The organism is Pseudomonas sp. 2(2015) (assembly GCF_000955865.1).
Taxonomy (GTDB): Bacteria; Pseudomonadota; Gammaproteobacteria; order Pseudomonadales; family Pseudomonadaceae; genus Aquipseudomonas.
This window is the reverse complement of sequence record NZ_JYOF01000003.1, coordinates 1,012,348-1,029,443: the sequence shown is the minus strand read 5'-3', so window position 1 is coordinate 1,029,443 and position 17,096 is coordinate 1,012,348. Positions and strand designations below refer to the sequence as shown.

At 63.3% G+C, this 17,096-nt stretch carries 19 protein-coding genes; 9 read left to right on the top strand and 10 right to left on the bottom strand.

Features of this window, described 5'->3' with window-relative positions; translation table 11 throughout:
• Position 1 precedes the first annotated feature (1 nt).
• The 3 genes from minE to minC all read right to left on the bottom strand — a co-directional run bounded on the left by minE (position 2) and on the right by minC (position 1,919).
• Positions 2-256, bottom strand: coding sequence for a cell division topological specificity factor MinE (minE, locus tag UB48_RS07650; RefSeq protein ID WP_010224188.1), 255 nt, complete (start codon positions 254-256; stop codon positions 2-4).
• Positions 257-259: 3 nt separating this feature from the next.
• Positions 260-1,072 (bottom strand): septum site-determining protein MinD, encoded by an 813-nt coding sequence (gene minD / locus UB48_RS07645; RefSeq protein WP_045195453.1) that lies wholly within the window; start codon positions 1,070-1,072, stop codon positions 260-262.
• A 97-nt stretch (positions 1,073-1,169) separates the two neighbouring features.
• Positions 1,170-1,919: a septum site-determining protein MinC gene (minC, locus tag UB48_RS07640; RefSeq protein WP_093387360.1), complete on the bottom strand. Its 750-nt coding sequence runs from the start codon at positions 1,917-1,919 to the stop codon at positions 1,170-1,172.
• Positions 1,920-2,040: 121 nt separating this feature from the next.
• Between minC and UB48_RS07635 the strand changes: the two genes are divergently transcribed.
• A complete protein-coding gene (locus UB48_RS07635; RefSeq protein WP_045195451.1) occupies positions 2,041-2,973 on the top strand; it encodes a lipid A biosynthesis lauroyl acyltransferase in 933 nt (310 codons plus the stop codon).
• Positions 2,974-3,076: 103 nt separating this feature from the next.
• Positions 3,077-4,234: a patatin-like phospholipase family protein gene (locus tag UB48_RS07630; RefSeq protein WP_045195450.1), complete on the top strand. Its 1,158-nt coding sequence runs from the start codon at positions 3,077-3,079 to the stop codon at positions 4,232-4,234.
• Between the two features lie 6 nt (positions 4,235-4,240).
• On the opposite strand, the gene UB48_RS07625 is transcribed toward UB48_RS07630, so the two are convergent.
• Both UB48_RS07625 and UB48_RS07620 read right to left on the bottom strand, forming a co-directional pair.
• The gene (locus UB48_RS07625) at positions 4,241-5,044 is read right to left on the bottom strand and encodes a VacJ family lipoprotein (protein WP_045195448.1); all 804 of its coding nucleotides are present in this window, start codon (positions 5,042-5,044) and stop codon (positions 4,241-4,243) included.
• On the bottom strand, positions 5,037-6,335 hold the full coding sequence (locus tag UB48_RS07620) for a hypothetical protein (RefSeq protein WP_045195447.1): 1,299 nt from the start codon (positions 6,333-6,335) through the stop codon (positions 5,037-5,039). Before UB48_RS07620 ends, UB48_RS07625 begins: the two co-directional genes overlap by 8 nt.
• A gap of 242 nt (positions 6,336-6,577) precedes the next feature.
• Between UB48_RS07620 and UB48_RS07615 the strand changes: the two genes are divergently transcribed.
• Complete coding sequence (locus UB48_RS07615) at positions 6,578-6,940, top strand: hypothetical protein (RefSeq protein WP_045195445.1); 363 nt, start codon at positions 6,578-6,580, stop codon at positions 6,938-6,940.
• Positions 6,941-7,030: 90 nt separating this feature from the next.
• Here UB48_RS07615 and UB48_RS07610 read toward each other — a convergent pair whose 3' ends face one another.
• Positions 7,031-8,587, bottom strand: coding sequence for a beta-1,6-glucan synthase (locus UB48_RS07610; RefSeq protein ID WP_045195443.1), 1,557 nt, complete (start codon positions 8,585-8,587; stop codon positions 7,031-7,033).
• A 224-nt stretch (positions 8,588-8,811) separates the two neighbouring features.
• On the opposite strand from UB48_RS07610, the gene UB48_RS07605 reads away from it, so the two are divergent.
• The 3 genes from UB48_RS07605 to UB48_RS07595 all read left to right on the top strand — a co-directional run bounded on the left by UB48_RS07605 (position 8,812) and on the right by UB48_RS07595 (position 11,818).
• Positions 8,812-9,660 carry a glycine betaine ABC transporter substrate-binding protein gene (locus UB48_RS07605; RefSeq protein WP_045195441.1) on the top strand — a complete coding sequence of 283 codons (849 nt, stop codon included), beginning with the start codon at positions 8,812-8,814 and terminating at the stop codon, positions 9,658-9,660.
• Positions 9,661-9,851: 191 nt separating this feature from the next.
• On the top strand, positions 9,852-10,163 hold the full coding sequence (locus UB48_RS07600) for a DUF485 domain-containing protein (protein ID WP_038994010.1): 312 nt from the start codon (positions 9,852-9,854) through the stop codon (positions 10,161-10,163).
• Positions 10,160-11,818 (top strand): cation acetate symporter, encoded by a 1,659-nt coding sequence (locus UB48_RS07595; RefSeq protein ID WP_045195438.1) that lies wholly within the window; start codon positions 10,160-10,162, stop codon positions 11,816-11,818. Before UB48_RS07600 ends, UB48_RS07595 begins: the two co-directional genes overlap by 4 nt.
• Before the next feature lie 122 nt (positions 11,819-11,940).
• Here the strand turns inward: UB48_RS07595 and UB48_RS27290 are convergent, their stop codons facing one another.
• Positions 11,941-12,093 (bottom strand): DUF3309 family protein, encoded by a 153-nt coding sequence (locus tag UB48_RS27290; RefSeq protein WP_010224169.1) that lies wholly within the window; start codon positions 12,091-12,093, stop codon positions 11,941-11,943.
• A gap of 241 nt (positions 12,094-12,334) precedes the next feature.
• On the opposite strand from UB48_RS27290, the gene UB48_RS07585 reads away from it, so the two are divergent.
• The 3 genes from UB48_RS07585 (at position 12,335) to csrA (ending at position 13,854) form a co-directional block, all read left to right on the top strand.
• Positions 12,335-13,150 (top strand): SDR family oxidoreductase, encoded by an 816-nt coding sequence (locus tag UB48_RS07585; RefSeq protein WP_045195434.1) that lies wholly within the window; start codon positions 12,335-12,337, stop codon positions 13,148-13,150.
• Between the two features lie 53 nt (positions 13,151-13,203).
• Positions 13,204-13,536, top strand: coding sequence for a YnfA family protein (locus UB48_RS07580; protein ID WP_045195432.1), 333 nt, complete (start codon positions 13,204-13,206; stop codon positions 13,534-13,536).
• Positions 13,537-13,671: 135 nt separating this feature from the next.
• Entirely contained in the window at positions 13,672-13,854 is a 183-nt protein-coding gene (csrA, locus tag UB48_RS07575; protein ID WP_045195430.1) for a carbon storage regulator CsrA, read from the top strand.
• 1 nt (position 13,855) lies between these two features.
• Here the strand turns inward: csrA and UB48_RS07570 are convergent, their stop codons facing one another.
• The 3 genes from UB48_RS07570 to ngg form a co-directional block, all read right to left on the bottom strand.
• Positions 13,856-14,083 (bottom strand): YheU family protein, encoded by a 228-nt coding sequence (locus tag UB48_RS07570; RefSeq protein ID WP_045195429.1) that lies wholly within the window; start codon positions 14,081-14,083, stop codon positions 13,856-13,858.
• Between the two features lie 66 nt (positions 14,084-14,149).
• Positions 14,150-15,334 (bottom strand): osmoprotectant NAGGN system M42 family peptidase, encoded by a 1,185-nt coding sequence (locus tag UB48_RS07565; RefSeq protein WP_045195427.1) that lies wholly within the window; start codon positions 15,332-15,334, stop codon positions 14,150-14,152.
• 14 nt (positions 15,335-15,348) lie between these two features.
• The gene (gene ngg, locus UB48_RS07560; protein ID WP_045195425.1) at positions 15,349-17,094 is read right to left on the bottom strand and encodes an N-acetylglutaminylglutamine synthetase; all 1,746 of its coding nucleotides are present in this window, start codon (positions 17,092-17,094) and stop codon (positions 15,349-15,351) included.
• Positions 17,095-17,096 lie beyond the last annotated feature (2 nt).

Genomic DNA, 17,096 nt, shown 5'->3' with positions numbered 1-17,096 from the left:
ATCAGCGATCGGGCAGGGTGATGTTGAGTTCGAGGATCGAGCAGCTGCCCTGGTTCTCCAGAGCGACCTGCACATCATCGGAGCCGATGTTGACGTACTTGCGGATCACTTCCACCAGTTCCTTCTGCAGGGCTGGCAGGTAGTCCGGAGTACTGCGCTGACCGCGCTCGTGCGCCACGATGATCTGTAGACGCTCTTTCGCGACCGAGGCGGTGCTTACTTTTTTGCTGGCACGAAAGAAGTCAAAAAGGTTCATTGGTTAGTTGCCTCCAAACAGGCGCTCGAAGAATCCCTTCTTCTTCACATCAAGGAACCGATGTTCCACGTTTTTGCCCAGCAGGCGGTCAACGGTATCGCTATAGGCCTGGCCAGCATCGCTCTGGTCGTCAAGGATGACCGGTACGCCCTGGTTGGATGCCTTGAGCACCGCCTGGGATTCAGGGATCACGCCCAGCAGGGCCACCGAGAGGATTTCCTTGACGTCTTCGACGCCGAGCATTTCGCCCTGGCTGACGCGCTCCGGGTGGTAGCGGGTGATCAGCAGGTGTTCCTTGATCGGGTCTTCGTTGCGTTCGGCGCGGCGCGATTTGCTCGCCAGCAGGCCCAGCATACGGTCCGAGTCACGTACCGAGGAGACTTCCGGGTTGGTCACGACGATCGCTTCGTCAGCGAAGTACATGGCCAGGTGGGCGCCTTTCTCGATACCGGCCGGCGAGTCGCAGACCACGTATTCGAAGTCCTCTTTGAGCTGCATCAGGACTTTTTCCACGCCTTCCTGGGTCAGCGCGTCCTTGTCGCGGGTCTGGCTGGCGGCCAGCACGTAGAGGTTCTCAAGGCGCTTGTCCTTGATCAGCGCTTGCTGCAGGTTGGCTTCGCCGTTGACGACGTTGACGAAGTCGTACACCACGCGGCGTTCGCAGCCCATGATCAGGTCGAGGTTACGCAGGCCGACGTCGAAGTCGACGATGACAGTCTTGTGGCCGCGCAGTGCGAGGCCGGTACCAATAGCGGCGCTGGTGGTGGTCTTACCCACACCACCCTTGCCGGATGTAACCACGAGAATCTTGGCCAAGGTGTTTCACCCCTAAAGAAAAGGACGTCGAGTCCCAAAAAATACAAAAAACGGCAACATCGAAAAAAGTTGCGCAGAAAATGGCGGCAAGTATCCGTTAAAGACGGGTGATGTTCAACACGTCACCGGACAGGCTGACCTGTACCCCGGCCCCCCACAGCGGATCGCGGCGCAGGTCTTCGGAGACCTTGTATTGCCCGGCGATCGAGACCATCTCGGCGGTCAGCTGCTGGCAGAAGATCCGCGCCCGGGTATTGCCCTTGATCCCGGCCAGTGCCCGCCCACGCATTGCACCGTACACATGGATGTTGCCATCGGCGAGAAGTTCCGCGCCCGGGCTGACCGACGACACTACTACCAGATCGCCACCCTGAGCGTAGATCTGCTGGCCGCCGCGTACCGGGGTGGTGATGATCTTGGTCGGGCGGATGGCCGGCTCCGGCGGCGCCACGGGGGCGGGCGCAGGCTCGGGCTTCTTCACTTCCGGCTCCGGCTCCAGCGGCCGCTCACGGGCACCGGAGGGCGGCAGCACCGGCAGGTCGATGGCGATCGCCGCGGCAATGTCTTCGATACGGCTGGCGCGGATGGCCAGGGTGCGCAGGCCGTGATGGCGGCAGACGCGCATCAGCCCGGGCAGGTCGACCGCGCCTTCGCCGGCCGGGAGCTTGTCCAGGGCCAGTACCAGCGGGGTATTGCTGAAGAAATTCGGCGCCTGGGCGACCTTGGCCGCCAACTGCCGGTCGAGGCCTTCGAGGTTGTTCCTGGCGAGCTCGAGCACGGTAATGGCGAGCATGCTGCCCTTGAGCTGGAACACGGGGTCTTGGTCTGGCGTTTGGGTTTGGCTCATGGTCTGCATTAGGGCGGCTTGTTACGAAAAAGTGCCCAGACTTATAACGAGAACACCGGTTGGCCGCAACCCGTGCCGAACCGTTGTAGAATGCCCGGCCCTTGTCTTTCCGGAATCTTTAATGGATCGCCCGCGTTTTCGTCGTTACTTTCTGCACCCGCGCTTCTGGCCGCTGTGGCTGGGCCTGGGCCTGCTGTGGCTGATCGTGCAGCTGCCGTACCGGGCCTTGCTGGTGATCGGCCGTGCCCTGGGGGCGCTGATGTACCTGGTGGCCGGCGAACGCCGCTACATCGCGGCGCGCAACCTGGAACTGTGTTTCCCCGAGCTACCGTCCGTCGAACGGCAGCGCCTGCTCAAGGAAAATTTCGCTTCCACCGGCATCGCCTTCTTCGAAATGGCCATGAGCTGGTGGTGGCCAAAGGCCCGGTTGGCGCGCCTGGCGCACATCGAAGGGCTCGAGCACCTGCAGGCCGCCCAGCGTGATGGCCAGGGTGCCATCCTCATGGCCCTGCACTTCACCACCCTGGAGATCGGCGCCGCGCTGCTGGGGCAGGAACACACCATCGACGGCATGTACCGCGAGCACGGCAACCCGGTGTTCGACTTCATCCAGCGCCGTGGCCGCGAGCGGCACAACCTCGATTCGCTGGCGGTAGAGCGCGAGGACGTGCGCGGCATGCTCAAGCTGCTGCGCGCCGGCCGTGCCATCTGGTACGCACCCGACCAGGACTACGGCGCCAAGCAGAGCCTGTTCGTGCCGCTGTTCGGCATCGAAGCGGCGACCGTCACCGCCACCACCAAGTTCGCCCGCCTGGGCAAGGCACGGGTGATCCCCTTCACCCAGCAGCGCCTGGCCGATGGCAGCGGTTACCGGCTGGTGATTCATCCGCCGCTTGCGGATTTCCCTGGTGAGACCGAAGAGGCCGACTGCCTGCGCATCAACCAGTGGATCGAAACGGCGCTGCGCGAATGCCCGGAGCAGTACCTGTGGGCGCATCGGCGCTTCAAGTCGCGTCCGCCGGGGGCGCCGAAGCTCTACGAAAAACGGCGTTGAGGCTATCGCGGGTCAAGTCGAGTCGTCGCACCGCCGCTCCCACAACTATCTGTGGGAGCGGGCTTGACCCGCGATGAATTCACCAAAAATCCAGGAAGATAAAATGGCTGAACCGATCACCGGCTTGATCCTCTCTGGCGGCGGCGCCCGCGCCGCCTACCAGGTCGGTGTGCTGGCCGGCATTGCCGATCTGCTGCCGCCCGGTGCCGCCAACCCCTTTCCGGTGATCGTCGGCACCTCGGCCGGCGCCATCAATGCCGTGACCCTGGCCAGCGGCGCCACTCATTTTGCTGACGCGATCCGCCGCCTGACCAGTTTCTGGCAGGGCTTTCGCAGCCATCAGGTGCTGCGCAGCGACTGGCCCGGGGTGATCCGCCAGGCCAGCCGCTTCGTCGGTCACAGCCTGCTTGGTCTCGGCGCGCCGGTTCCGGTGGCGTTGCTCGACAGCTCGCCGTTGCGCACACTGCTCAGCCAGCACCTGGACCTCAACGGCATCGGCCACGCCATCGAGCAGCAGCACTTGCGCGCGGTGGCGGTGACGGCCTTTGGCTACGAGTCCGGCCAGGCGGTGACCTTCTACCAGGGCAAGGGCGCCATCGACCCCTGGCTGCGCCACCGGCGTATCGGCCTGCCGACCCGCCTGAGCGTCGAGCACCTGCTGGCCAGCTCGGCGATCCCCTTGCTGTTCGCTCCGGTCAAGCTCGGTGAGGAATTTTTCGGTGATGGCGCGGTGCGCCAGTCGGCGCCGATCAGCCCGGCCCTGCACCTGGGCGCCAGCCGGGTACTGGTGGTCGGGGTCAGCGGCAACCCGCAGCGGCCCCATGAAGGCGAAATGCGCCAGCGCATCTTCAGCGGCCAGCAGCCGAGCCTGGCACAGATCGGCGGGCACATGCTCAACAGCACCTTCATTGACAGCCTGGAAGACGATATCGAGCTGCTGCAGCGGCTCAACCACCTTAGCCACCTGATGCCCGAGCACCTGGAACGCCGGCGCCTGGGCCTGGCACCGGTCGAGGTGCTGGTGGTCGCGCCCAGCCAGCCGCTGGACGAGATCGCCGCCCGCCACCGGCGTGAGTTGCCGGCGGCGCTGCGGCTGTTTTTGCGTGGCCCGGGGGCGACCAAAACCAGCGGCGCCGGGGTGCTCAGCTACCTGCTGTTCGAAGCCGGCTATTGCAGCGAACTGATTGAGCTTGGGCGCCGCGACGCCCTGGCCAAGCGCCGCGAGCTGTGCGGCTTTCTTGGCCTGCCGGCGCCCAGCTGAGGGCGCTTACTCGGCGATCTGCAGCTTGCGCGCCTCGGTGTAAACGTAGCGCACCTTTTCGTATTCGAACGGCGAGTTGAGCTGGCCATAGCGGAAGCTGGTGGTGTAGCGCTTGTCGACGGCGCGCAGTACCCAGACTTCCGGATGGTTGCTGCTGACTTCGGCGACGTTGAGGAAGTTGATCCAGTTCTCGGCGCCATAGTCCACCGCCAGGCCACCGGTATCGCGCAGGTTCGACGGGCCAATGATCGGCAGCATCAGGTATGGGCCTTCCGGCACGCCGTAGAAGCCCAGGGTCTGGCCGAAATCCTCGCTCTGGTGCGGCAGGCCCATTTTGCTTGCCGGGTCCCACAGGCCGGCGACGCCGATGGTGGTGTTGAGCAGCAGGCGCGCGGTGATTTCCATCGAGCGCTTGCCCTTGAGCTGCAGCAGGCTGTTGAGCAGGTTCGGCACATCGCCGACGTTACTGAAGAAGTTGCTCACGCCGCTGCGCACAAAGTGCGGGGTGATGTAGCGGTAGCCGTTGACCACCGGCAGGAACACCCATTGGTCGAAGCGGTAGTTGAAGTGGTAGATGCGCCGGTTCATCGATTCCAGCGGGTCGTAGACGTTCAGCGCCGCCAGGGTCGAGCGTTCGAATTCGCGCTGGTCCAGGCCGGGGTTGAACTTGAGTGCCTTGAGCGGTTCGGTGAAGCCATCGGCATCGACCGGATCGGCTTCGATGACGCTGGCGCGCGGTGCAGTTTCTTCAGCCGCCTGGGCCAGGCCGCAGGCCAGCAGCGCGCTAATGATCAGTAGGCGTTTAACCACGGAAGAACTCCAGCATGGCGTCGCTGTTGACGCGATAATTGAGGTTGCCGCAATGGCCGCCGTGGGGGTACAGGGTCAGGCGATCGCCGAAGGCGCTGCGCAGGAAGCCCAGGTCGCCAGGGCCGAGGATGACGTCGTCGGCGTTGTGCATCACGGCGATTTTCGGGCTCTGTTGCAGGTAGTCCTTGAGCGCGTAGAGGCTGACCTGGTCGACCAGTTGCAACAGGCTGCCGCCGTCGGTGCGGGCACGCCACATGGGGATCACCTGCTCGGTCAGGTAGCAGTCGAAGTCGCATTGCAACGCGCGCTTGAAGAACGGCGTGAGGCTGCTGCCTTCGGTGATCGGGTACTTGGGCGGGATGATCAGGCCGCGGCGGTTGATCAGGTCGGAGGTAAAGGCGATATCGGCCGCCGAGAAGCGGAACGAGGTGCCGATGACCATTGCCATCTGCTCGTTGGACAGGTGCTGGCGTGACTGCTGGAAGTCGTACAGCAGCGCATCGTTGAGGTCGATGTAGCCCTTCTGCTGGAAGTAGCGGGTCAGCTTGTTGAGCACCAGCTCATAGAAGGTGGTGCTGTTGTTGACACCCTTGACCTCAGTCTGCACCAGCTTGTCGAGGTTGCTGATCGAGGTGTAGAGGTTGACCGGCGGGTTGAGCAGCAGCACGCGCTTGAAGTTGAAGCTGCGCCGGGTTTCATCCAGGTGGCTGACAAACGCCGCATCCAGGGCGCCGAGGCTGTAGCCGCTGAGGTAGTACTCGCTGACCGGCAGGCGCGGGTGCTGAGCGCGCACGCCCTGCATCACCCGGTAAAGGTCTTCGGCGTCTTCCTTGGTCACCCCGGGGGTGGCGTAGCGCGAGGCGGCGGTGATGAAGTCGAAGCTGGTCGGTGATGACAACTGCACCACGTGGTAGCCAGCCTTGTAGTAGAGCTTTTTCAGGTACTCGTTGATGCTGCTGGAGTAGGGCGCGCCGGTGCCGGCAATCAGGAAAATCAGCGGCGCCTCGTGGTCCTGGCGGGCCAGGCGATACTTGAGCTTTTTCACCGGCCAGAAATTGTCGGGCAGGGTGAAGGCCCGCTCCGGGCGCATGTTCAGGCTGTAGTCGGACTGGGTGATGTCGTCGTCGCTAGGCAGCTCCGGGCGTAGCTCCGGCGGCGTCGTGGCGATGGTCGCCTCGAACGGGTTGGTCAACGGATAGCCGTAACTGGCCGCGTCGATGGTTTGTGCCCAAGCGCACGCACTCGAGATAAAGCCACCCAACAGGGCAGCGAGGCGCAGAGAACGAAGCATGACGGATCCCCAAAAATGCAGCAGCAAAGTGCGTTACGCAGGCTAGGACCATGGTGGCCCCGGCAAAGTTGCCTGGCGCTCCGGCATTTATCGTCCCAGATGTTGCCGCCGTCCAATGAGGATTCGCAACAATTGGTTCCATTTATCTACAGGACAAAGTAGCTGAGGCTGGCGCTTTTGCCTTGCATAGACGCCCCGGACGATTATGCTGGGCGCCGATTTTCATGTTTCTGGAGTGTCGCATGTCCCGCCGTTTACCGCTGATCGCATTGCTGGTGTTTCTGCCCTTGTGGCTGGCGGCAAGCTATGGGCTGCGTTATGTGCTGATGGAAGATGCCCACTGGGTGGCGACCTGCGCCGACCAGGCACAACTGTGGGGCTGCCAGGCGCGTTCGCTGATGGGGTTGATGATTCACTTCAGGATCGTGGCCTGGTCGGCCCTGGGCCTGGCACTGCTGGCCATGCTGGTGCCAGGGCGCGCGGGTTGGCGCCTGGCGGTGGCGGCACTGGTGTGCGGCATTCCGGCGTTGGTGTTGTACACCGCGAGCATTGCCGTGTTTGCAGTGGTGCTGGCGGGGTTGCGCTTGGTGCGGCGCTCCAGCTGACATTGCGGCGCTGCCATCGCTGGCAAGCCAGCTCCCACAGGGATCTTGTGGGAGCTGGCTTGCCAGCGATGGGGTGCGAAGCAGCCCCGGTTACTGCTGAACCCGAACCCGCAAGCTACGCCACAACGCCGCCACCATCAGCACGCTCACCCCGGCCCAGACCAGCGCCTGCTGGTTGCTCAGCCCTTCACGGTACAGCTGCGGGGCGATGCCGGCGCCGATGATCAACGCCAGCAAGGCCGCTTCGCCCCGGCGTGCCGCCACCGGCCGCAGCAGGTACACCACTGCCGGCAACAGCAAGGCGGGGCTGGGGAAGCTGCGATAACGCGGGTCGAACACCAGCGCCAGCATGCTCACCGCCGCGGCAAAACCCGCCGCCAGCAACCACCAGCCGCCACGCGCTTGGAGCCAGGCGAAGGCCCGCTGGCGCCAGCCCTGGCGTTGCGACAAGGCCAGCGCAGCATGGGCGAGCACCAGCAGGTTCAGGCCCACCAGCACAATCGCCCAGACCCACTCGCCGACAAAGCGGCTGTTGATGCGCAACTGCTCGCCCCACAGGCCCAGGCTGGCCGCAGCCAGGGCCGCCAGCAGTGGCAACAGCAAAGCGCTGCGAGTGCCGCGTACGCGCCCGGCCAGCAGCAGGGTGGCGGCGAACAGCACGACACCTGCGCCCAGCCACTGCGGCCAGAACGCCAGGTTGCTCACCGGCCCTTCAAGGATGCCCTTGTCCTGGCGGTCGGCGTCATACAGGCCCCAGTAGCCGCCCACGGCGCCTTCGCTGGCACGTTTCCAGGGCTGGTCGAAAGCTTCGATCAGGTTGTACTGCCAGCCGTGCTGTTCGGCCATGGCGACGAAGCCGCGAATGAAGCGTGCCTCGTTGACCCGGCTGGGCAGGGCGGTTTCGCGCTGGCGGCCTTCGCTCGGCCAGCCGGTTTCGCCAATGACGATCTCCTTGGGCGCGAAGCGGTTGCCGAACACCTGGCGGATCTCGCCGACGTGCACCAGGGCATCGTCGATGCTCTTCGGGTCATCTTCCCAGTAGGGCAGCAGGTGGATGGTCAGGAAGTCCACCGCCGGAGCGATCTCGGGGTGTTGCAGCCAGAACTCCCAGACATCGGCGTAGGTCACCGGCACGCTGACCTGGCTTTTCACCTGGTTGATCAGCGCCGCCAGTTGTGGGCCGGTGACTTCCTTGCGCAGCAGGGTTTCGTTGCCGACGATCACCGCCTTGACCACATCCGGGTTGGCATTGGCCGAGGCGATCAGGGCCTTGACCTCTTTTTGCGAATCCACCGGGTTGGCGTTGATCCAGGCGCCGAGCATCACCTTCAGGCCATGCTTGCGGGCAAGGTCGGGGATGGCCTCAAGGCCGGTCATCGAGTAGGTGCGGATGCACTCGAAACGCTCGGCCAGCAAGGCCAGGTCGGCGTCCATGCGCGCCGGGCGCAGCTGGAACGGTTGGTCGAACGGCGACTGGTCCTTGTCGAACGGGGTGTAGGAGGCGCACTGCAGCTTGTGCGACGCGCTGGCCGCATCCGGCAGCACCACCGGCTTGCCCAGGCCGTACCACAGCCCTCCGAGGGCGAACAGGCCCAGCAGGCAGGCGAACAGGTAGGGTAATAGCGGGAAGCGCGCAGTCGAGGACATGGAACAGACCGTCTGGAAACAAAGCCGTCAATAGTACCCGCAAATGGCGCCGGCCAAAGCCTTGGGCTACAAAGATCGTCAGGGTGGGTGTTGCTTGATGTAACGATTTCAATGGCTGGCGATGTGATGTCGTTTCTCGTTGTCCCGAGGTCGCTACCAGAGCAGGTCAGCGACCATGCGCGGTTGATGATGCAGCTTCCGTGACGTGACGAGGGGATGCTTGGATGAAAATGCGACGACTCCTGGGGGTGGGCACCGCCCTGGTACTGGCCATTGGCGCGGGGCAAGCGCTGGCCAAGGAAGTGAGCATCGGCTATGTCGATGGCTGGTCCGACAGTGTGGCGACCACCAACGTCGCCGCCGAAGTCATCAGGCAGAAGCTCGGCTATGACGTCAAACTGCAGGCCGTGGCCACCGGCATCATGTGGCAGGGGGTGGCCACCGGCAAGCTCGACGCCATGCTCTCGGCCTGGTTGCCGGTAACCCATGGCGAATACTGGACCAAGAACAAGGACAACGTGGTCGACTACGGCCCCAACTTCAAGGATGCCAAGATCGGCCTGATCGTCCCCGAATACGTCAAGGCCAGCTCGGTGGCCGACCTCAAGACCGATGACAGCTTCAAACAGAAAATCGTCGGCATCGACGCAGGCTCCGGGGTCATGCTCAAGACCGACCAGGCCATCAAGGACTACGACCTCACCGGCTACAAACTGCAGGCAAGCTCTGGCGCGGCGATGACCGCAGAGCTTGGCCGCGCCTATGCCAAGCAGCAATCGATCGCGGTGACCGGCTGGGTGCCGCACTGGATGTTCGCCAAGTGGAAGCTCAAGTTCCTCGAAGACCCCAAAGGCGTGTATGGCGCCGCCGAAACCGTCAACAGCATCGGCAGCAAGGAACTGGACAGCAAGGCGCCGGAAGTGGCGGCGTTCCTGAAGAAGTTCCAGTGGCAGTCCAAGGATGAAATCGGCGAGGTCATGTTGGCCATTCAAGAGGGCGCAAAACCTGAAGCCGCAGCCAAGGACTGGGTGGCCAAACACCCGGAGCGCGTAGCCGAGTGGACCGGCAAATAATGGCTTAAAGCCTCTATCTGGCACCTTCCAGGGCCGCACCCGCGAAACGCCGGTGCGGCCCTTGTCGTTTCAGGCTGTTACCGAATCGGTAAAAGAGTTTTGCATCTAAGACTAAGGTCGTCTGGAGTGCGTTCGAAGGCAGCATAAAGTGGAGTGGGTACTACCTAATCTGTGCTGCGAGGACAAAAACAATGAACGACAGCATTTACCTCTCGATACAAAACAGCCCGCGGTTCAAGGAGCTGGTTTCAAAACGCGAACGTTTCGCCTGGATTCTCTCGGCGATCATGCTCGGTCTTTACGCCGCCTTCATCCTGTTGATTGCCTATGGCCCGCATATTCTCGGTGCCAAGCTCAGCCCTGACTCGTCGATCACCTGGGGTATTCCCCTTGGTGTCGGTCTGATCATCTCGGCTTTCATCCTCACGGCCATCTACGTGCGTCGCGCCAATGGCGAGTTCGACGAGATGAACAAGGCGATCCTCAAGGAGGCTCAGCAATGATCCGGCGTCTACTGGCAACCCTGGCCTTCGGCGTTTTTGCACCCGCCGTCTGGGCCGCTGACGCCCTCACCGGCGCGGTGCAGAAACAACCCTTGAACGTCTCGGCGATCGTCATGTTCGTCGCCTTCGTCGGTGCCACCCTGTGCATCACCTACTGGGCGTCCAAGCGCAACAAGTCCGCTTCCGACTACTATGCCGCCGGCGGGCGCATCACCGGTTTCCAGAACGGCCTGGCGATTGCCGGCGACTATATGTCGGCCGCATCCTTCCTGGGTATTTCCGCCCTGGTGTTCACCTCCGGTTACGATGGCCTGATCTACTCGATCGGCTTCCTGGTCGGCTGGCCGATCATCCTCTTCCTGATCGCCGAGCGCCTGCGCAACCTGGGTAAATACACCTTTGCCGACGTCGCCTCGTATCGCCTCGGGCAGAAGGAAATCCGCACCCTGTCGGCCTCGGGCTCGCTGGTGGTGGTGGCGTTCTACCTGATCGCGCAGATGGTCGGTGCCGGCAAGCTGATTCAGCTGCTGTTCGGCCTGGACTACCACGTCGCGGTGATCCTGGTGGGCATCCTGATGTGCATGTATGTGCTGTTCGGCGGCATGCTCGCGACCACCTGGGTACAGATCATCAAGGCCGTGCTGTTGCTCTCCGGTGCCAGCTTCATGGCGCTGATGGTGATGAAGCACGTCAACTTCGACTTCAACGCGCTGTTCTCCGAAGCGATCAAGGTTCACCCCAAAGGTGAAGCGATCATGAGCCCGGGCGGGCTGGTCAAAGATCCGATCTCGGCGTTCTCGCTGGGCCTGGCGCTGATGTTCGGTACCGCTGGCCTGCCGCACATCCTGATGCGCTTCTTCACTGTCAGCGACGCCAAGGAAGCGCGCAAGAGCGTGCTGTACGCCACCGGTTTCATCGGCTACTTCTACATCCTGACCTTCATCATCGGCTTTGGCGCGATCCTGCTGGTCAGCACCAACCCTGAGTTCAAGGACGCTGCCGGCGCCCTGATCGGCGGCAACAACATGGCGGCGGTGCACCTGGCCGATGCCGTGGGTGGCAGCGTGTTCCTCGGCTTCATCTCGGCAGTGGCCTTCGCCACCATCCTGGCGGTGGTTGCCGGCCTGACCCTGGCCGGTGCCTCGGCGGTGTCCCACGACCTGTATGCCAGCGTGATCAAGAAGGGCAAAGCCAACGAGAAGGATGAAATCCGCGTGTCGAAGATCACCACCGTCGCCCTTGGCGTGTTGGCGATCGGCCTGGGCATCCTGTTTGAAAGCCAGAACATCGCCTTCATGGTCGGCCTGGCGTTCTCCATCGCTGCCAGCTGTAACTTCCCGGTACTGCTGCTGTCGATGTACTGGAAGAAACTGACCACCCGTGGCGCCATGATCGGTGGCTGGATGGGCCTGATCAGTGCCGTGGCGCTGATGATCCTCGGCCCGACCATCTGGGTGCAGATCCTCGGCCACGAGAAGGCGATCTACCCGTACGAGTACCCGGCGCTGTTCTCGATGATCATTGCCTTTACCGGTATCTGGTTCTTCTCGATCACCGACAAGTCCAAGGCCGCCGATGATGAACGTGCGCTGTTCTTCCCGCAGTTCGTGCGCTCGCAGACTGGCCTGGGTGCCAGCGGTGCGGTGTCTCACTAAGTAAGCAAAAAGGCAGCCTTTGGCTGCCTTTTTAGCTGCAAGCTCCAAGCCACAAGCCGCAAGTTGAAGCCGTACGCGTACTGCTTTGACTTGCGGCTTGCTGCTTATGGCTTGCAGCTTTTCTATATCTTGCCGAGCAACAACAGGATCAGCAGGATGATCAGCACCGTACCGATGATGCCGGATGGCCCATAGCCCCAACTTCTGGAGTGCGGAAAGACGGGTAAGCCACCGATCAACAGCAGAATCAGGATGATGATAAGTATGGTGCCCATGGCAGTTTCCTTGTTTGGCTTGAGAAGTAGGCGTTACGCTGCAATCCATCTCTTCGGTCATGTGTTTCATGCCCGCCTGTTAATTCCGACTGCTGCCAGTGGCTAAAAGTTTTATCCCATCTTTATTAGTCACGTTCACCGCTGTTTGCCCCGGCTATTCAGCATCCTGATACTGCGTGGGTGGCGGCCTTGGCTTCGCTACACTGGCCTGAACTTTCCAGAACAGTACAAGGCAGCTGCTATGCAAAAGCGCATGATGATTACCGGTGCCGGCTCGGGGCTTGGGCGCGAAATTGCCTTGCGCTGGGCGCGCGAGGGCTGGCAACTGGCCCTGGCCGATGTCAACGAGGCCGGCCTCAAGCAAACCCTGGCGCTGGTACGCGAGGCCGGCGCCGACGGTTTCGTGCAGCGCTGCGATGTGCGTGACTACAGTCAGCTCACCGCCCTGGCCCAGGCCTGCGAAGAAAAGTTCGGCGGCATCGATGTGATCGTCAACAACGCCGGGGTGGCCTCGGGCGGGTTTTTCGCCGAGCTGTCGCTGGAGGACTGGGACTGGCAGATCGCAATCAACCTGATGGGCGTGGTCAAGGGCTGCAAGGCTTTCCTGCCACTGCTCGAGCGCAGCAAGGGCAGGATCATCAACATCGCCTCGATGGCCGCCCTGATGCAAGGCCCGGCGATGAGCAACTACAACGTCGCCAAGGCCGGGGTGCTGGCCCTGTCGGAAAGCTTGCTGATCGAGCTGCGCCAGCAGGAGGTCGCGGTGCACGTGGTGTGCCCGTCGTTCTTCCAGACCAACCTGCTCGACTCGTTCCGTGGCCCGACCCCGGCGATGAAAGCCCAGGTCGGCAAGCTGCTGGAAAGCTCGCCGATCAGCGCCGCCGATATCGCCGACTACATCCACCAGCAAGTGGCCGCCGGCGAGTTCCTGATCCTGCCTCATGAGCAGGGCCGCGAAGCCTGGAAGCTCAAGCAGCGCAACCCGCAGATTCTCTACGACGAGATGGCCAGCATGGCCGAGAAAATGCGCGCCAAGGCGCGGCCGTCCCAGGCTTGAGCGTCGCCATCAGGTATTCTTGGCCATCCTTTGAACAGCCTTGAGTACCTGGTGTGATCAATTACCTGTGGTTTTTCCTCGCGGCGATCTTCGAGATCGGCGGTTGCTATGCCTTCTACATGTGGCTGCGCCTGGGCAAGAGCGCCTGGTGGATTGCCCCGGCCTTGCTCAGCCTGACCCTGTTCGCGCTGATCCTCACCCGGGTCGAAGCGGCGTATGCCGGGCGCGCCTATGCCGCCTATGGCGGTATCTACATCGTCACTTCGCTGTTGTGGCTGGCGCTGGTCGAGCGGGCGCGGCCGCTGGGCACTGACTGGATCGGCGCGTTGTTGTGCGTGCTGGGGGCCAGCATCATCGTCCTCGGGCCACGTTTGCAGAGTGCCTGAAGGGTCGAAAACTCAAGAAATCTGTAGGCAAAATCGCCCAGCTAAGTGGGATGGGTCTAATTCGCCGTGGGAGCATTGAAGGCGTCCGGCACCCCGTGCAGTCTCCGAATTCCCTGATTTGTGGAGGATCGGAGCATGTTGGTAATAGGCCGCGAAATAGGCGAAATCATCGCCATCGACGATGACATCAAGATCAAGGTGTTGTCGGTGGACGGCAACACCGTGCGCTTCGGCATCAGCGCGCCGCGGCACATCGAGGTGCACCGGGCGGAGATCTACAAGCGTATCGTCGAGCAACTGGCCAAGCAGGCCGGTTGAATCAGTCGAGCAGTTCCTTGGGCACGTCGTGCTTGGCCAGCAGCTGGCATTGCTGGCTTTCAAGGTCGAACAGAATGAACGCCTGTTTTTTTGCCAGCGCCTGGCGCACCCGCAGCACGCGGGTTTCCAGCGGGGTGTCGTCACCGTTGTCGGTGCCGTCGCGGGTGACGAAATCCTCGATCAAGCGGGTGAGGGTTTCGGCTTCCAGTTGGTCGTAGGGAATCAGCATGAACAGGACAGGTCTGGCGAAAAGGTAGCGCCATGCTACGCCAAACCTGTCCTGGCTGTGTAGGCGCTAGTTTTTGTTGCCGACCAGGCTGTCGACGGCCGGCACCCGGGTATCGCTTTCCATCTGTGCATCGTGCTCAAGCTGGTGGCTGAAACTTTCCAGCGAACTGCCGGTGGCTTGCGAGTCGCTGGCAAACACCGGCGGGCTGAGCAGGTAGGCGGTCAGCAGGCGGCTCAGCGCCGCCAGGCTGTCGATGTGCGTGCGTTCGTAGCCATGGGTGGCGTCGCAACCGAAGGCCAGCAGGGCGGTGCGAATATCGTGACCGGCGGTGATCGCCGAATGCGCGTCGCTGAAGTAGTAGCGAAACACATCGCGGCGAGCCGGCAGTTCGTGTTCGCGGGCAAGTTTGAGCAAGTGGCGCGTCAGGTGATAGTCATAGGGGCCGGCCGAATCCTGCATGGCGACGCTGACCGCGTGTTCGCTTGAGTGTTGCCCGGGCGCGACCGGGGCAATATCGATGCCGACGAACTCGCTGACGTCCCAGGGCAGGGCGGCAGCGGCGCCGGAGCCGGTCTCTTCGGTGATGGTGAACAGCGGGTGGCAGTCGATCAACGGCTGTGCGCCGCTTTCAACAATGGCCTTGAGCGACGCCAGCAGCGCCGCGACACCGGCTTTGTCATCCAGGTGGCGGGCGCTGATATGGCCGCTTTCGGTGAACTCGGGCAGTGGGTCGAAGGCGACGAAGTCACCGATGCCGATGCCCAGCGACTCGCAATCGGCGCGGGTGGTGCAATAGGCATCCAGGCGCAACTCAATGTGCTCCCAACTGACCGGCATCTGATCGATGGCGGTGTTGAACGCGTGGCCGCTGGCCATTAGCGGCAACACGCTGCCGCGCAGCACGCCGCTGTCGGTGAACACGCTGACGCGGCTGCCTTCGGCAAAGCGGCTGGACCAGCAGCCCACCGCCGCCAGCGACAGCCGGCCGTTGTCCTGGATCGCCCGCACGCTGGCGCCGATGGTGTCCAGATGGGCGGACACCGCCCGGTCGGGCGAGCTTTTGCGGCCCTTGAGGGTGGCGCGGATGGTGCCGCGACGGGTCAGTTCGAAGGGGATGCCGAGCTCCTCGAGGCGCTCGGCGACATAGCGCACGATGGTGTCGGTAAAGCCGGTGGGGCTGGGAATGGCGAGCATTTCCAGCAGGACTTTCTGCAAGTACGTGAGGTCCGGTTCGGGAAGCTGTTGGGGCATGCGAACTCCTGTGCTCATGGCGCGGGTCGACTGTGGGGGAACAACAGGTCGACGAAGCGCTCGGCAGTCGGTTGCGGTTCATGGTTGGCCAGGCCGACGCGTTCATTGGCTTCGATGAACACGTAGTCGGGCTGGTCGGCGGCCTTGACCATCAGGTCCAGGCCCACCACCGGGATGTCCAGGGCGCGGGCGGCGCGGATGGCAGCGTCGACCAGCACCGGGTGCAGGCGCTCGGTGACGTCCTCCAGGCAGCCGCCGGTGTGCAGGTTGGCGGTGCCGCGCACAGCCAGGCGCTGGCCGGCAGGCAGTACGCTGTCGTAATCGACCCCGGCAGCGTGCAGGGTGCGCTGGGTTTCGTGGTCCAGGGGGATGCGGCTTTCACCGCCCGTTGCCGCCTGACGCCGACGGCTCTGGGCTTCGATCAGGGCGCCGACGGCGTGCTGGCCGTCGCCGACAATCTGCGCCGGGTGGCGGATGGCGGCGGCGACCACGTCGAAACCGATGACCACGATGCGCAGGTCGAGGCCGGCATGAAAGCTTTCCAGCAGCACGCGGCTGTCGAAGCGTCGGGCGCTTTCTACCGCTGCACTGATTTCATCGAGGGTGCTGAGGTTTACCGCCACGCCGTTGCCTTGCTCACCGTCCAGCGGCTTGACCACCACCGCGCCGTGGTCTTCGAGGAAGGCCAGGTTGTCATCGGCATTGCCGGCCAGTTGCTGCGCCGGCACCTGCAAGCCTGCGGCGCTCAGTACCTTGTGGGTCAGGCTTTTGTCCTGGCACAGGGTCATGCTCACCGCCGTGGTCAGGTCGCTCAGAGACTCGCGGCAACGTACCCGCCGACCACCATGGATAAGGGTGAACAGGCCGCCATCGGCATCGTCGACCTGCACCTCGATACCGCGCCGGTACGCCTCCTCGACGATGATCCGCGCATAGGGGTTGAGCCCGGTTTCAGGGCCTGGGCCGAGGAACAGCGGCTGGTTGATGCCGTTCTTGCGCTTGACCGCGAAGGTCGGCAGGTTGCGAAACCCCAGCTTGGCGTACAGGCGTTTGGCCTGGCGGTTGTCGTGCAGCACCGAGAGGTCGAGGCAGGTCAGGCCGCGGCTCATGAAGTGCTCGATCAAATGCCGCACCAGCACTTCGCCGACACCCGGGCGGGTGCACTGTGGGTCCACCGCCAGGCACCAGAGGCTGCTGCCGTGTTCCGGGTCGGCAAAGGCCTTGTGATGATTCAGGCCCATGACGCTGCCGATGATCGCGCCGCTGTCTTCGTCTTCGGCCAGCCAGTACACCGGCCCGCCCTGATGGCGCGGGGTCAGCAACTCGGGGTCGATCGGCAGCATGCCGCGGGCCTGGTACAGGGCGTTGATCGCCTGCCAGTCGCTGTCGCTCTGCGCCCGGCGGATACGAAAACCGCGAAACACCCGTTGCGCCGGGCGGTAGTCGCTGAACCACAGGCGCAGGGTGTCGGACGGGTCGAGGAACAATTGCTGCGGGGCCTGGGCCAGCACCTGCTGCGGCGCCGCTACGTACAGGGCAATGTCGCGCTCGCCGGGGCGTTCGTCGAGCAGGGCGCTGGCCAGGCTGGCCGGGTCGGGGTAGGTGTGGCCGATCAGCAGCCGCCCCCAGCCGCAGTGCAGCGAACGCGGCTGGTCGTGGGGCTGGCTGCCATCGCCGGCCAGTTGCGCCTGCAGTCGCTCATAGGACGGCACCTGGCCGCGCAGCAGGCGCTGGCCGTAAGGTGAGGCATGGGCTTTCATCG

What these genes read in the sequence shown, in the direction of transcription:
- minE (WP_010224188.1), bottom strand. Translation starts at nt 256, where the DNA reads ATGAACCTTTTTGACTTCTTTCGTGCCAGCAAAAAAGTAAGCACCGCC.
- minC (WP_093387360.1), bottom strand. Translation starts at nt 1,919, where the DNA reads ATGAGCCAAACCCAAACGCCAGACCAAGACCCCGTGTTCCAGCTCAAG.
- UB48_RS07635 (WP_045195451.1), top strand. Translation starts at nt 2,041, where the DNA reads ATGGATCGCCCGCGTTTTCGTCGTTACTTTCTGCACCCGCGCTTCTGG.
- UB48_RS07630 (WP_045195450.1), top strand. Translation starts at nt 3,077, where the DNA reads ATGGCTGAACCGATCACCGGCTTGATCCTCTCTGGCGGCGGCGCCCGC.
- UB48_RS07620 (WP_045195447.1), bottom strand. Translation starts at nt 6,335, where the DNA reads ATGCTTCGTTCTCTGCGCCTCGCTGCCCTGTTGGGTGGCTTTATCTCG.
- UB48_RS07615 (WP_045195445.1), top strand. Translation starts at nt 6,578, where the DNA reads ATGTCCCGCCGTTTACCGCTGATCGCATTGCTGGTGTTTCTGCCCTTG.
- UB48_RS07610 (WP_045195443.1), bottom strand. Translation starts at nt 8,587, where the DNA reads ATGTCCTCGACTGCGCGCTTCCCGCTATTACCCTACCTGTTCGCCTGC.
- UB48_RS07605 (WP_045195441.1), top strand. Translation starts at nt 8,812, where the DNA reads ATGAAAATGCGACGACTCCTGGGGGTGGGCACCGCCCTGGTACTGGCC.
- UB48_RS07600 (WP_038994010.1), top strand. Translation starts at nt 9,852, where the DNA reads ATGAACGACAGCATTTACCTCTCGATACAAAACAGCCCGCGGTTCAAG.
- UB48_RS07595 (WP_045195438.1), top strand. Translation starts at nt 10,160, where the DNA reads ATGATCCGGCGTCTACTGGCAACCCTGGCCTTCGGCGTTTTTGCACCC.
- UB48_RS27290 (WP_010224169.1), bottom strand. Translation starts at nt 12,093, where the DNA reads ATGGGCACCATACTTATCATCATCCTGATTCTGCTGTTGATCGGTGGC.
- UB48_RS07585 (WP_045195434.1), top strand. Translation starts at nt 12,335, where the DNA reads ATGCAAAAGCGCATGATGATTACCGGTGCCGGCTCGGGGCTTGGGCGC.
- csrA (WP_045195430.1), top strand. Translation starts at nt 13,672, where the DNA reads ATGTTGGTAATAGGCCGCGAAATAGGCGAAATCATCGCCATCGACGAT.
- UB48_RS07570 (WP_045195429.1), bottom strand. Translation starts at nt 14,083, where the DNA reads ATGCTGATTCCCTACGACCAACTGGAAGCCGAAACCCTCACCCGCTTG.
- UB48_RS07565 (WP_045195427.1), bottom strand. Translation starts at nt 15,334, where the DNA reads ATGCCCCAACAGCTTCCCGAACCGGACCTCACGTACTTGCAGAAAGTC.
- ngg (WP_045195425.1), bottom strand. Translation starts at nt 17,094, where the DNA reads ATGAAAGCCCATGCCTCACCTTACGGCCAGCGCCTGCTGCGCGGCCAG.